This is a genomic window from Thiogranum longum (assembly GCF_004339085.1).
Taxonomy (GTDB): domain Bacteria; phylum Pseudomonadota; class Gammaproteobacteria; order DSM-19610; family DSM-19610; genus Thiogranum; species Thiogranum longum.
The window spans coordinates 2327352-2340396 of sequence record NZ_SMFX01000001.1; the positions used below are offsets into that span (position 1 = coordinate 2327352).

At 54.3% G+C, this 13045-nt stretch carries 13 protein-coding genes and 1 pseudogene; 4 read left to right on the forward strand and 10 right to left on the reverse strand.

The genetic code is table 11. From position 1 onward, the window contains the following. Positions 1–81: 81 nt before the first annotated feature. The 4 genes from DFR30_RS11370 to DFR30_RS11385 form a co-directional block, all read right to left on the reverse strand. Positions 82–843: an anti-sigma factor family protein gene (locus tag DFR30_RS11370; protein WP_132973327.1), complete on the reverse strand. Its 762-nt coding sequence runs from the start codon at positions 841–843 to the stop codon at positions 82–84. Continuing rightward, positions 840–1355 carry a sigma-70 family RNA polymerase sigma factor gene (locus DFR30_RS11375; protein ID WP_132973329.1) on the reverse strand — a complete coding sequence of 172 codons (516 nt, stop codon included), beginning with the start codon at positions 1353–1355 and terminating at the stop codon, positions 840–842. Before DFR30_RS11375 ends, DFR30_RS11370 begins: the two co-directional genes overlap by 4 nt. A 24-nt stretch (positions 1356–1379) precedes the next feature. Further along, a complete protein-coding gene (locus DFR30_RS11380) occupies positions 1380–1904 on the reverse strand; it encodes a cytochrome P460 family protein (RefSeq protein ID WP_132973331.1) in 525 nt (174 codons plus the stop codon). Between the two features lie 125 nt (positions 1905–2029). Then, positions 2030–2440, reverse strand: coding sequence for a hypothetical protein (locus DFR30_RS11385; protein ID WP_132973333.1), 411 nt, complete (start codon positions 2438–2440; stop codon positions 2030–2032). Between the two features lie 147 nt (positions 2441–2587). On the opposite strand from DFR30_RS11385, the gene DFR30_RS11390 reads away from it, so the two are divergent. Then, complete coding sequence (locus DFR30_RS11390) at positions 2588–5401, forward strand: valine--tRNA ligase (RefSeq protein ID WP_132973335.1); 2814 nt, start codon at positions 2588–2590, stop codon at positions 5399–5401. 18 nt (positions 5402–5419) lie between these two features. Here the strand turns inward: DFR30_RS11390 and DFR30_RS14470 are convergent, their stop codons facing one another. Continuing rightward, on the reverse strand, positions 5420–6154 hold the full coding sequence (locus tag DFR30_RS14470; RefSeq protein ID WP_207891887.1) for a sulfurtransferase TusA family protein: 735 nt from the start codon (positions 6152–6154) through the stop codon (positions 5420–5422). A 153-nt stretch (positions 6155–6307) separates the two neighbouring features. Here DFR30_RS14470 and DFR30_RS11400 point away from each other — a divergent pair, with 153 nt between their 5' ends. Next, positions 6308–7192 carry a LysR family transcriptional regulator gene (locus tag DFR30_RS11400; RefSeq protein WP_207891888.1) on the forward strand — a complete coding sequence of 295 codons (885 nt, stop codon included), beginning with the start codon at positions 6308–6310 and terminating at the stop codon, positions 7190–7192. 86 nt (positions 7193–7278) lie between these two features. Beyond that, on the forward strand, positions 7279–7818 hold the full coding sequence (locus DFR30_RS11405) for a C40 family peptidase (RefSeq protein ID WP_132973339.1): 540 nt from the start codon (positions 7279–7281) through the stop codon (positions 7816–7818). Positions 7819–7822: 4 nt separating this feature from the next. Here DFR30_RS11405 and DFR30_RS11410 read toward each other — a convergent pair whose 3' ends face one another. The 4 genes and pseudogenes from DFR30_RS11410 to DFR30_RS11430 form a co-directional block, all read right to left on the reverse strand. Further along, a complete protein-coding gene (locus DFR30_RS11410; protein WP_132973341.1) occupies positions 7823–8221 on the reverse strand; it encodes a CBS domain-containing protein in 399 nt (132 codons plus the stop codon). Then, the gene (locus DFR30_RS11415) at positions 8218–8568 is read right to left on the reverse strand and encodes a P-II family nitrogen regulator (RefSeq protein WP_132973343.1); all 351 of its coding nucleotides are present in this window, start codon (positions 8566–8568) and stop codon (positions 8218–8220) included. Before DFR30_RS11415 ends, DFR30_RS11410 begins: the two co-directional genes overlap by 4 nt. A gap of 3 nt (positions 8569–8571) precedes the next feature. After that, positions 8572–10097, reverse strand: a pseudogene (locus DFR30_RS14475) (DUF1538 domain-containing protein). A gap of 13 nt (positions 10098–10110) precedes the next feature. Next, on the reverse strand, positions 10111–10341 hold the full coding sequence (locus tag DFR30_RS11430) for a DUF2970 domain-containing protein (RefSeq protein ID WP_132973347.1): 231 nt from the start codon (positions 10339–10341) through the stop codon (positions 10111–10113). A gap of 248 nt (positions 10342–10589) precedes the next feature. Here DFR30_RS11430 and DFR30_RS11435 point away from each other — a divergent pair, with 248 nt between their 5' ends. Further along, positions 10590–11654 (forward strand): response regulator, encoded by a 1065-nt coding sequence (locus DFR30_RS11435; protein WP_132973349.1) that lies wholly within the window; start codon positions 10590–10592, stop codon positions 11652–11654. Between the two features lie 96 nt (positions 11655–11750). Here the strand turns inward: DFR30_RS11435 and DFR30_RS11440 are convergent, their stop codons facing one another. Next, positions 11751–13004: a UDP-N-acetylmuramoyl-tripeptide--D-alanyl-D-alanine ligase gene (locus DFR30_RS11440; RefSeq protein ID WP_132973351.1), complete on the reverse strand. Its 1254-nt coding sequence runs from the start codon at positions 13002–13004 to the stop codon at positions 11751–11753. Between the last annotated feature and the right edge of the window lie 41 nt (positions 13005–13045).

A 13045-nucleotide genomic window follows, 5' to 3' on the forward strand; every position in this document is an offset into this window, starting at 1 on the left:
GTGAAGACATTCGCACCCAGCTGCAACTCGCATTACCGGAACTGATTGCAAAACTTGCTCAGGAAAAGCCGGAGCGCGGGGTCACCTGAATACCGTTTGCACCGCACTGGCAACTGTCACCAGCCGCGATGCCGGCTGTGTACCAACCACAGCGTAGCCCATCTCACCATCGATCCAGTAAAACACATGCAGATCGCCCTGCTCCCGGTAACGAAATTCACTGACACCCGCCGGATCATTAACACGACGGACATATACCGTCAGGCGCTGACCCTGCGTATCTTCATACATGAACTGCGCAGCCATCCGGTTTGTGGATGGCAGCAAACGGCCACCGAGGAATTTCAGGTTTTCATGTGACAGGTCGGGCGCTCTGAGATCGGTATGCATTCGTTGCGACAACCAGCGATTCAGTGAAGCCTGCTCGGCAGCAGCAATCTCAACCGGGTAACGTATATCCGTGGAATAGACCTGGTGTGCGAACGCGGCGGGTTGCACCAGGTCGTTCATCACGGGACCGGTTGCTATCAGTTGCGGGTCTGGCTTTAATACCCAGCCAAGCAGTCCCGATATCAGCATTAAGGCTGCAACTGCCGCCACACGTGAAAACCCTGCAAGTGAAACCGGGCGGGCGGGTACGTGTACATCAGATCCTTGCGCCAATATGCTGTCAAAGCGGGCGTGCAGCTGCGTCTGAATCTGCCGGTAATCCTGCAACCGGTCCGCTGCATCCGGATGTGTCGCCAGCCAGGCCTCAATCTGCAGGCGACGCCGTGCATCGAGTTCACCATCGACATAGGCCTGTAATTCGTGCTCGCTGACGGATTTATCCCCGGGTTTCACTTTACACTCCGTATGTGTCTGACCTTGCCGGACTCGTGGTTTAAGGCGCTGCGCAATTTCTCCCGCGCACGATGCAGGCGCGACATCAGCGTACCCGGACGGATACCCAGTACACGCGCACTCTCGTTATAGGATAGGCCTTCCAGGCTGACCAGTAACAATGCTGCACGTTGCGCTTCCGGCAGCAACATCAGCGCCTGTTCGATATCATGCAGGCCTGCGTGAAGCTCCGCCGTGTCAGCTGCCGCTGCTTCTGTAGTGACATCATCGAGTGCCACTGCATCGGGACGTTTTTGCGCACGTCGGCAGTCATTGGCAAACTGGTTATGCATAATGGTGAATAACCAGGCGCGCATATCGCTACCTCGTCGCCAGAAATGCAATCTGCCAAGTGCACGCGCCAGGGTCTCCTGCACCAGGTCCTCGGCACGGTCGCTGTCGCCGAGCAAGGCATGCGCGTATCGCCGCAAGCGGGGAATATACTGGACAACCTGTTCATCCTGGCGACGCATGCGCAAAATCAGACCGTCAAACAGCTACTTGAACACTGTGGGAAACATCGCTGGCGTGGTAAATACCCAGTCATTGCCTTTGACCGGGGTATGACAGGAAATACACTCCTGGCTGAAACCTGCATCCTTTCCATACGGCTTCTGCTGCGTGCCGACCCAGCGCGCCCAACCCCAGCCCGTGCCGTTGCCTGCCCATTTTTTACTATCGCGGAACATGAATTCGGCGTGCACAAATTTGTCGGGTGCAATAGCACTCGGCCAGTGCTTTTTAGCTGTTTGCTTCCATACAACCTTGCCGAGTACCGCACCATCCGGCCAGGGGTTGGTGTTACCCGCCCGCGCAGCCTCTATGGCAATGTCGTTGCCGAGAATGGTGCGCATGGAGTTGTTGTCCGTGCGATGTGATATAGAGATAACCCGCCAGTTCGGGTAGTCGGCAGGAAATTCGATGCCGTTCGGGGCCGGTGGAATCACTGACTTGTCATCCGCGACCGATGCCAGTGAAAAAGCCAGTGAGGATGTCAGCAAGAGCACGTTGATTTTTTTCATGGGGCGATTCCTGTTCGCTAATGGGACACATGTCATCTCTGCAAACAATCGACAGCGCAGTTTATTCCCTGCACGCCCGAAAAGATTTCAACACTGCCGCCAGCTCCCGCACTGGCAGCCTGATTTTATTTATATGACTCCGGCTCACGTATTGCCGTGATCAGCTTGCCCGACATTAACACGGCATAGTAGTGAAGGACGGGACTACCATCTCTCGAGGTCTGTATAACCACCATGTAATGCCAGTTGTTTTCATGGTGTGGAATACGCCGCAACTGTATGTCCCTGAGTATGGCATCTTTCAGGGCCGGATTTTTTGCCAGGTGTGACTGCACGATGTCGAGCGCGCCTGCGATTGTTATGGGCGGCGCACTTTCAAACGGTATCCAGCGCGGGTCATCGTCCAGATCTTGCTTGTTGATGTTGATAACGACCCGGGCACCATCGATTCCCTCGATCATTTCAATCGGAAACTGAAACGCCCATACCGTGCTGCTGATTAACAACAACGACCCCGTCAGTACTGCTCGAAACATACCGCTCTCTCCCTTTCATGTTCACGCAATGGCACAACGCCATCCGGAACGGGAGAATAGCACGACCGGCCATCACCCGACCTTTCAGCGCCAGTGCGGTATAATCCCCGCCCATTCTTGCAGCCTAACCAAAGACCCCTGATTTTCATGGAAAAAACCTACGAACCCCATCAGATCGAGCAGCGCTGGTACCAGACCTGGGAAGACAAGGGCTATTTTGCCCCCCGTGGCGAAGGCCAGCCCTATTGCATCATGATCCCGCCACCCAATGTGACCGGCAACCTGCACATGGGCCATGCCTTCCAGGACACGCTGATGGACGCCCTGACGCGTTTCCATAGAATGCGTGGCGACAATACGCTCTGGCAGGCGGGCAGCGACCACGCCGGCATCGCCACCCAGATGGTGGTGGAGCGACAACTGGAGGCTGAAGGCAAAACACGCCATGACCTGGGCCGTGAAGCCTTTATCGAACGCGTATGGGAGTGGAAAAAGACCTCAGGTGGGCACATCACCCGGCAGCTGCGACGCATGGGTTCTTCACTGGACTGGGCGCATGAACGTTTCACCATGGACGAAGGCCTCTCCGAGGCAGTCAAGGAAGTGTTTGTCCGCCTGTATGAAGAGGGCCTGATCTATCGCGGAAAGCGCCTGGTCAACTGGGACCCGGTCCTGCACACCGCTATCTCCGACCTCGAAGTCCTCTCGCGTGAAGAGAAGGGCCACCTGTGGCACATGCGTTACCCGCTCAGTAACGGCACCGGCCAGCTGGTCGTGGCAACCACGCGCCCCGAAACACTGCTCGGCGACTGCGCCGTTGCCGTACACCCCGGGGACGAACGCTACAAACACCTGCTCGGTGAGTTGGTGGAGTTACCCCTGACCGGACGCAAAATCCCGATTATCGCCGATGAGTATGTTGACCCTGAGTTCGGCACCGGTTGTGTGAAAATCACGCCCGCACATGACTTCAATGACTACCAGGTATGGTTACGCCACCGGGATGAAAATGCCATCAGCCAGCAGCCGCACGGAGGCCTGATCAATGTTTTCACACGTAACGCCGCCATCCGCGAGAACGAATCGGAAGAAGACGGTCTGATTCCCGAACCCTATATCGGTATGGACCGCTTCGCGGCACGCAAGCAGATCGTGAAAGACCTGGAAACCCTCGACTTGCTCGAAAAAATCGAGGACCACAAGCTGATGGTACCGCGTGGTGACCGTTCGGGCTCCGTGGTCGAGCCGTTCCTTACCGACCAGTGGTATGTGCGCGTACAACCGCTGGCCGACCCGGCTATCAAGGCTGTCGAGAACGGCGATATCCGTTTTGTGCCGGACAACTGGAAGAACACCTATTTTGAATGGATGCGCAACATCCAGGACTGGTGCATCTCGCGGCAGATCTGGTGGGGCCACCGTATCCCGGCCTGGTATGACGACCAGGAGAATGTCTATGTCGGTCGTGACGAGGCCGAGGTGCGCAAGCAGCACAATCTCCCGGATGCAGTACAACTGCGCCAGGACGATGACGTGCTGGACACCTGGTTCAGCTCCGCGCTGTGGCCGTTCAGCACACTTGGCTGGCCGGAGCAGACTGACCGACTGAAAACGTTCTACCCGACCAGCGTGCTGGTTACCGGTTTCGATATTATTTTCTTCTGGGTCGCACGCATGATCATGATGGGCCTGAAGTTCATGGACGATGTACCCTTCAGGGAAGTGTATATCCATGGACTGGTACGCGATGCCCATGGCCACAAGATGTCCAAGTCAAAGGGGAATGTACTCGACCCCATTGATCTTATTGATGGCATTGAACTGGAAGCCCTGGTGGAAAAACGTACCGGCAGCATGATGCAACCGCACCTTGCAGAAAAGATCGCCAGACAGACACGCAAGGATTTCCCTGACGGCATCCCTTCATTTGGCACCGATGCACTACGCTTTACCTTTGCTGCCATGGCCTCTACCGGGCGCGACATCAACTTCGACCTGAACCGCATCGAGGGCTACCGTAACTTCTGCAACAAGTTATGGAATGCCGCCCGTTACGTGCTGATGAATACCGAAGACAAAGACTGTGGTCAACACGGTGGTGATACCGAACTGAGCAGTGCTGACCGGTGGATATTGTCCCTGCTGCAACAAACCGAACAGCAGGTGATCGACAACATCAATAACTACCGGCTCGACCTGGCCGCACAGGCCATCTATTCATTTATCTGGGACGAATACTGTGACTGGTACCTGGAACTCTCCAAGGCTGTGCTGACCGGTGAAGTAACCAGCGAAGCCGCACAGCGCGGCACGCGACAAACACTGGTGCGTGTACTCGAAACCGTATTGCGCCTTGCCCACCCGGTCATCCCGTTTATTACCGAAGAAATCTGGCAACGTGTTGCACCCCTGGCCGGGGTCGAGGGCGAAACCATTATGCTCCAGCCCTACCCTCAAGCGGACGATGCACTCATCAATGAAACGGCTGCAGCGGAAATAGACTGGGTCAAACAGTTCGTGCTGGGGGTACGCAAGATTCGCAGCGGCATGAACATCGACCCGCGCAAACCCCTGCCGGTACTGCTGCAAAATGGCAACACAAACGATCGACGCCGCCTTGAAACCAACCGTGACTTTGTTACCTCACTGGCGCGCGTCGAATCCATCGAATGGCTGGGTGACAATGAGGGCCCGGAATCTGCCACAGCACTGGTCGGCGAGATGAAAGTACTGATTCCCATGGCCGGACTGATCGACAAGGACGCCGAACAGGCGCGCCTGAACAAGGAACTGGAGCGCAAGCGCAACGAACTGGAACGCACGGAAAAGAAACTGGGCAACGCCAGCTTTGTAGACAAGGCTCCTGCCGCTGTTGTGGAGAAGGAAAAAGCCAAACTCGAAGATATCCGCACCACGATCCGCCAGCTGGAAGAACAGCTGGAGAAAATTGCCAGGTTGTGACTGACAGCCTGCCCGTGGTCAGGTCCTGCAGATATAAAAGGAATAACCAAAACTCGCCTGTTCAAGCGCAACAAGACTGCCGCCAGTCTGCCGGCAGATATAATCAATGTCATTCAGCGCACCCGGCTCGATTGTCACAACCTCGAGCACCTGGCCGGATGACAGGCGCTTCAAGGCACGGCAGGTGTTTATGATCGGCAAGGGACACCCCATACGCCTGGCATCAAGCGTGTCCGCAATTTCTCCTGAATAATGTCGCCCTGTTTCCATAATCTCCGGAACGGCAGGCAGGAACTGACCCTGCTCATGACGCTGGAAATCCGCATCGGCCTCTTCCATCGCCTTTAGATTGACAGGTTTCAGCCTGGAGATAACCCAGCCATGCAAGGGCGTCTTGCCGTAGATATTGCACAATGACGTCAGCGATTCCGGGTCAAAAATCTTGACCAGTGTTGGCTCGGTTACTGAATCAACATAGACAACCCCGCAATATGCTCTCTCGTGCGTGGCCCGCAGATGGGTATCGAGTGATTTGATATGGGCCTTGAATTCATCCTCGGTGGCAGTGCTACCGGCAGGCGGCTCACCTGACCGGTATAAATACCAGCCCGACCCGACATCCTCACCAACACGTTGCCAGACTTCATCAAGTTCATCCCAGCTCAATATACCGGCCAGGGAACCGGTTGCCAGCTCAACAAACGGGAGCGTAGCAACATCCTCTGGATACGCCGTACCGGTTAATTTTGTCATGACGCCTCTTTCATCAAACCAGGTTCCCTTGCCGAACCGGCAAGCCAGCGAGAATCTATGCTATTCTATATTCTATGATAATACACGAATCAAGCATATACTTTATTCCTTAAATGAATATATAGAACTGAATTTATGGATACGTTTGTATCAATGTCAATCTTTCGGAGGGTGGTGGAAACCGGTAGTTTCTCTGCAGTGGCCCGGGAAACCCGGTTTTCTCAGCCAACTGTTAGCAAACACATAGCGGCCCTTGAGGAACGCCTTGGCATTCGATTACTCAACCGCAGCACGAGGCAGCTCAACCTTACCGAAGCCGGTCGCGAATATTATGAACACTGCGTTCGTGTTCTCGATGATCTGGCCGAAGCCGAAGCCAGTGTCGGCCGTGCAAAATCACAACCCACCGGCACACTTCGTGTCAGTACGCCCATCGCTTTCGGGCGTTTGCAGATTCTCCCTCATCTCTGGAAATTTCTAGCTGCGTATCCTGACCTGAAGATCGACTTACTGATGGACGATCACAATGTGGACCTTGTGAAAGAAGGGGTTGATGTGGTTATCCGCATGGGTCCTATGGCAAGCTCTACACTGATCGCGCAAAAAATAGGCGATTGTGCCAGGGTAACAGTGGCAAGCCCTGAATATCTGGCCACCCGGGGAGAACCGAAGAAACCTGCCGACCTGAAGGATCATGACTGCCTGGTATTTACATTGCTGTCAACGCGAAATGAGTGGCATTTTAACGGCCACAAGGGTGTAGAGAAGAGTTACGTTAACGGCCGTTTCAGTACCAACAGCCCGGATGCTGTTCGTGAGGCCGTGCTGGCCGGCATGGGTATAGCCGTAACACCGTTATGGCTGATAGAGGGCTGTGTTGAGCAGGGCAGGTTAAAGGTCATTCTGGGTGACTATAAGCCGACTCCGATGGAAGTCCATGCGGCCTATCCTGACAGGCGCTTCGTACCAGGCAAAGTCCGCTATTTTATTGACCATGTTCGCACCACACTCGATTCATCAGTTACATCTGTTCACTAGAGAACACCCGGACCCTGTCCATCAAGACGTATCCAGCCCGGTCGATAGCGTATCAAGAGAACCCCACATCACCGCTGGAAACAAACATGGTCCTGGCATCACAATCTGAAAACGCTTTACCCGGTCTTGTACTCCTGCTGGTTCTTGCGGGACTGGCGGGGTGTGCCTCGACCTCCCGGGTTACAGGGCATCCGGGGGCAGAAACAAAAGCGGCACCTCCGGTATCAGTAAAACCTCACCGTCCCTCTCACGAGGCACTGACCGCAGCAGCCAACATGGTTGGAACACCCTATCGTTACGGCGGAGCAAGTCCGCGTGGTTTCGATTGCAGCGGACTGGTGTACTACGCCTACAGCAAGGCCGGCTTACAGGCACCACGCAGTACAAAAGAACAATATCGCCAGATCAAACGTATCCCGATATCACAGCTTCAGCCCGGCGACCTGATATTTTTCAATATCTCGGGGAACAAGGTTTCTCATGTCGGCATTTATGCCGGTGGTAATCGTTTCGTGCACGCACCATCAAGCGGAAAATTCGTCAGCTATGCATCACTCCGGAACCCCTACTGGAGCAAGAGGATAGTCGGCGCCGGACGGCTTCCCGTCATTAACCGAAAAAACTGATTCTTCAAAAACCAAACCCTTTCAAAACCATATCGGTAAAACTGACAACCCCGACCACCTTCCTGTCGTCAATGACCGGAGCACGGGAAAGGCCAAACTGCTCGAACATCCGCGCACAGTAGCGGATATCCATATCAGACCGAACCGATATTACAGGCTTGGACATGATCTCGTAGATATTCACGCGCTCTGGCGAACGATCACACGCCAGCACACGTTTGGCGATATCCGATAGCAATACCATGCCATATTCATCATCATCGTGGCGCTTATCGACAATCAAACACTTGGTATCCACATGCTGCATAGTCTTCAGGGCATCGGCTACCGTAAGCTTTCCATCGATCATATCGAAGCCGGATTTCATAACATCACGAACCCGGGTCACCTTGTGTTCACTCATAACTCATCCTCCACACGCTCTACCAGTTCCGTCACCTGATGCTGGACTCCCACAGCATCTTCAACATCAATCTGAAACGCAATGCCGGTACCCGGAGTCTCGTCAAAACGGCCAACATCACATACGGTTTCCAGGATTTTCCGGCTCAGGTGTTCCTCTACCAGCAACAACAGGACATCACGCTGCGTCTCCAGCGACAGGCCGAGAAAAGTCTTGCTTTTGACCATACCCTCGCCACGCGCATTACTGATAACTGTTGCGCCTGTCGCACCTGCTCCACGTGCGGCATCCATTACCTTGTCCGTCTTGCCATCTTCCACGAAAGCAATAATCAGTTTGAAATGCATAAGCTATACGCTCCCCTCTCTGTTGCGTTTTGCACGCCGCGCACGAAGCTCTGACAACTGCGCATAGGCCATTACACTCATGATCGGAAACAGGCTGGCAAAAGCAATCAACCCGAACCCATCGATCAATACATTCCGGCCGGGCACAGTTTCCGCCAGACCAAGTCCCAGCGCAGCGACCAGTGGTACCGTCACAGTCGAAGTAGTAACTCCACCGGAGTCATATGCCAGCGGCACAATCATTTTTGGAGCAAACAGTGTCTGGACAACCACGATAATATAGCCAACGATAATGAAGTAGTGGATTGGATACCCCGTTACAATGCGCCATGCTCCCAGCGCAATACCAATCGCCACCCCGATGGCAACGGAAATCCTCAATCCCCACACACCCACTGATCCACCTGACACCTGGTTGGCCTTGATGGCGACTGCCATCAGTGAAGGCTCGGCTATCGTTGTTGAAAAACCGATGGTAAAGGCAAACAGGTACACCCAGTGATATTCCGCCCAGTGTATGGCGCCGGAAAGCTGTTCCACACCATCAAATATAAATGCCGGATCGGTCAGTTGCATGGCCATTACCCTGCCCAGCGGGAACAATGCCCGCTCCAGCCCCAGCAGGAACAGCGCCAGACCGATGACGACGTACACAAAACCAATCAGCACCTGACCCAGATTCGGTACCGGACGGCGGATCACCATGAGCTGGAATACACCAATAATGATGACAATCGGTGCCACGTCATGAAGGGTATCAAGCAACGTCTGAAGAAACTCGGCCAACAGGCTCACTGTATAATCATCCCGTAGAGCATGACAAAAATCATCGGCGTCAGCGAAGCCAGCGCGATCAGACCAAAACCATCCACCAGCGGACTGCGCCCACGAATTGACGACGCCAGTCCAACACCGAGTGCTGTCACCAGCGGCACTGTAATTGTAGAGGTTGTAACGCCACCTGAGTCATAGGCGATACCCACAATCTCATCAGGAGCAAAGAAAGTGATCGTCACAACCAGCACATAGCCACCGGCGATCAACCAGTGCATGGGCCAGCCTTTGAGAATACGCACCACCCCAAGCATGATTGCGAAGCCTACGGAAAATGCGACTGTCAGCCGCAAGCCATCAGCATACGCATTACGGTCCCGCTCAGTCGGCCCTATGGCGCCATCAGCCGATGCTACCGCAGCCGCCTCATCCGCCACGGCAATCAACGCTGGCTCAGCAACTGTAGTCCCGAAACCCAGTGCAAAAGCAAATATCAACAGCCAGGCAAGACTGCCCTTGCGCGCCAGCGCATGTGCAATCGACTCGCCAATCGGGAACAGTGCCATTTCCAGGCCGCTGATAAAAAACGTCAACCCGGTAACAACCAGTAAAATACCAATAAAGAGTTCTAACAGGTTGGGGATTGGTTGCTGCAACACCACCAGCTGGAAAAACACCACGACCAGCACTACCGGCAGCAAATCCCTCGAACTGCTTATCAGCGCGCCGGCAAAAGCGCGCAATGCGCTACCCATCAAACAATCGGGATCAAGATGGCTGAACCGCGCTGACAACCAGCTTAACGATTCCCCATACCGTTAGAACAAACAGAATTGTCGCGACAGCGCCAACTGCGAGATAGGTGGAGATGTTGCCTTGTCTGAAATCTTCCTGGTGCTTCTTGGTACTCTGCACACCAAACATCGAGGCAAAGACACTGCCAACCACACTAAAAAGCGACTGGCCCCGTGATGATGACGGTTTTTTCTGTTGCGACATATAAACTCTCCGAAACAACCTGTGACAGGCCAGACCACTGAACAAAGGTCTAATGAATTTCATTGAAATCCGGCACTTAAGTTTGCCCAAAATCCGCCGCTAGCATTAATCGACGCCCGGCTTGATGTATTTTAACTCATTTTTCAGGGTGTTAGTGAGGCAATATTACCTCGGTTGTGCGGTCAGCAGGGAAGCTCCGCAGTGAAGTTTTTCTGCTGTGACGATTTCTGGAAATTTAGGGGCACCGTATGCCGACGGTCTTAATTCTCGACGGGGAGCTTTCCCGACGACAACATCTGGTCAGGCTGATCACGAATATTGATCCGCAACTCCATGTCGAAACTTTCGTCAAGGCCGATGCTGCGCTTACCTGGTTACGCTGGCACCCGGCCGACCTCGTCATCTCCGACAGCCAGTTTACCGATATTCGGGCAACCAGCATCATTCATGGTATACGCCAGCTACCGGATTGCAGTGAACTGCCTGTTGTCATGCTCACGCCGTGTGAAGACCTCGACTGCCGTCGTGATGTGCTGAACGCTGGCGCAACCGATCTCCTGACTATCCCGCTCGATGACCTGGAGTTCGGTGTACGTTGCAAAAACCTGCTGACATGGCGCAGCCAGCAAAAGATTATCCACCAGCGCGCCCGTTGGCTTGAACGGCGCGTATCAGAAGCCACCAGTGAAATCCGTAAACGTGAACACGAAACCCTGTTACGACTGGCCAAAGCCGGTGAATATCGTGATGAATGCACAGGGAATCATGTGCTTCGCATGGCCAGGTACGCCCGCCTGATAGCCGAACAGCTGGGTCTTTCCAAAAGCGACTGCGATGCCATAGAGATGGCGGCACCAATGCACGATATCGGAAAGATCGGTGTACCGGACCAGATCCTGCGCAAACCGGCACGACTCACGCATGCTGAATTCGAGATTATGAAGCAGCACACGCTTATCGGTTATGAGATCCTCAAGGACAGCCCTTCAAAATATCTGCAGACCGGTGCAATCATTGCCCTCAGTCACCACGAGAAGTTTAATGGCACCGGCTACCCACACAAGCTGGGTGGACACGAAATACCTCTGGTTGCGCGCATCGTCAGCGTTGCTGATGCCTATGACGCATTGACCTCGGAACGCCCCTACAAGGAAGAGTGGCCGGTACAGAAAGCCGTCGATTATATTAATAACCAACGCAAGAAGTTCTTTGACCCGGAATGCGTCGATGCCTTTCTTGCCGAACTCGAAAATGCACTGCGCATCAAACAGTCACTTATAGACAGGCCCCGCAAGTCAAATTCACACCGCTAGTTTTACCGGATGCAATTGGTTTAAATCGTCCGGGGGGGTATCGCAAGTATCCGCAACCGCTGAACCTGTACATTGAAGATCTGCTATATCCGGTCGTCATTGCAGATCTTTGGTCAGGACTTTATCCAGATCAAAGTCCGGTTCAAGCTCACTGCAAACGTCACACAGGCGTGTGATGTTACAACTGGACTTCCAGCAACCAATCTTTCCAAACTGCGCGAAGAGAATACGTGACAGATGATCGGTGCTTCGCCCCTTGAGAAACACCAGGTCACCGGCACGCAGGGATTCTTCGAGCCATTCTGCCGCATCCCTGATATTTCTGAATTCGCGACAACACGACGCGTCCATTCCGGCGTCTGTTGCTGCTCGAACGGCATGGTGTGCATGAGCGCCCACGAATACGGCAAAATCACATAACCCGGCCGCCAGATGACCGATATTTCGCAGGCGCCGCCGGGGGGAATCCTTTGAGTCCGACTGGTCGCTAAACACCAGCCCGCGTCGCTTTGCCCTGGCGTTCCGAAGCACTTCAAGCATGGCCTGTAGCGTATCAGGAGAACCGTTCACTTCGTCGCGCATAATAATGGCGCCATTCGGCAAGGCGACAGGCTGCATCCTTCCCATGAATGGCGGCACTTGAGCAATCCGGCGGACTGCCTCGCCGACAGGTATACCGCAGGAATCGGCAACCACCAAAGCAGCGAGGACGGAGTTCAGCCAATGTGTGCCAACGAGTTGAGTCCGCACGTCGAAACGTTGTTTGCCGGTAACGAATTCGAACCGTAATCGGTCCGGCCAGCGGGATTCTGCCTTTTCCGCCCGATAGTCGCATGCCGGCGAGGAGCCGAAAAACACTGTCCTCTGCTTACTGCCCTTGGCCATTCTACATACTCTGTCATCATCGGCGTTGAGTACTGCGATGCCGTGCCGCGGGAGAAAACTCAACAATTCTGCTTTCTCTGCGGCGGTGGTCTCCAGGTCGCCGAACTTATTGGTATGCGTTCGGGCGACCCGAAGCACCACCGCGATATCCGGTTTCAGGAGGTGCGCGAGTCTGCGCATGTATCCGGGGCCCTGGACACCAACCTCTACGACCGCAAATCGATGCCAGGGACGCATTGCGCGTATCGTTCTGGGCACACCGTAGTGATCATTCTGATTCTGGAACGTTTTCAGGACAGGTCCGTGGGATTCCAGTGCCGCGGCAAGACACTCTTTGGCCGTGGTCTTGCCAACACTGCCTGTAATAGCGATAACCGTTGTGCGTATCATCAGTCTGCGCCAGACAAAAGTCAGAAGCGCTGAAACACGTCCGCGCAGCAAGTCCAGGTGTGAGGCAATCAACATTCTCGCATCCTTGTTACCAATAAACGCTTCCGGTAGCGGAG

Bases quoted from the DNA above. Each gene is read 5' to 3' on its own strand.
- DFR30_RS11415 (WP_132973343.1), bottom strand. From the start codon at position 8,568: ATGCATTTCAAACTGATTATTGCTTTCGTGGAAGATGGCAAGACGGAC.
- DFR30_RS11400 (WP_207891888.1), top strand. From the start codon at position 6,308: ATGTCAATCTTTCGGAGGGTGGTGGAAACCGGTAGTTTCTCTGCAGTG.
- DFR30_RS11385 (WP_132973333.1), bottom strand. From the start codon at position 2,440: ATGTTTCGAGCAGTACTGACGGGGTCGTTGTTGTTAATCAGCAGCACG.
- DFR30_RS11375 (WP_132973329.1), bottom strand. From the start codon at position 1,355: ATGCGTCGCCAGGATGAACAGGTTGTCCAGTATATTCCCCGCTTGCGG.
- DFR30_RS11380 (WP_132973331.1), bottom strand. From the start codon at position 1,904: ATGAAAAAAATCAACGTGCTCTTGCTGACATCCTCACTGGCTTTTTCA.
- DFR30_RS11430 (WP_132973347.1), bottom strand. From the start codon at position 10,341: ATGTCGCAACAGAAAAAACCGTCATCATCACGGGGCCAGTCGCTTTTT.
- DFR30_RS11405 (WP_132973339.1), top strand. From the start codon at position 7,279: ATGGTCCTGGCATCACAATCTGAAAACGCTTTACCCGGTCTTGTACTC.
- DFR30_RS14470 (WP_207891887.1), bottom strand. From the start codon at position 6,154: ATGACAAAATTAACCGGTACGGCGTATCCAGAGGATGTTGCTACGCTC.
- DFR30_RS11435 (WP_132973349.1), top strand. From the start codon at position 10,590: ATGCCGACGGTCTTAATTCTCGACGGGGAGCTTTCCCGACGACAACAT.
- DFR30_RS11440 (WP_132973351.1), bottom strand. From the start codon at position 13,004: ATGTTGATTGCCTCACACCTGGACTTGCTGCGCGGACGTGTTTCAGCG.
- DFR30_RS11410 (WP_132973341.1), bottom strand. From the start codon at position 8,221: ATGAGTGAACACAAGGTGACCCGGGTTCGTGATGTTATGAAATCCGGC.
- DFR30_RS11390 (WP_132973335.1), top strand. From the start codon at position 2,588: ATGGAAAAAACCTACGAACCCCATCAGATCGAGCAGCGCTGGTACCAG.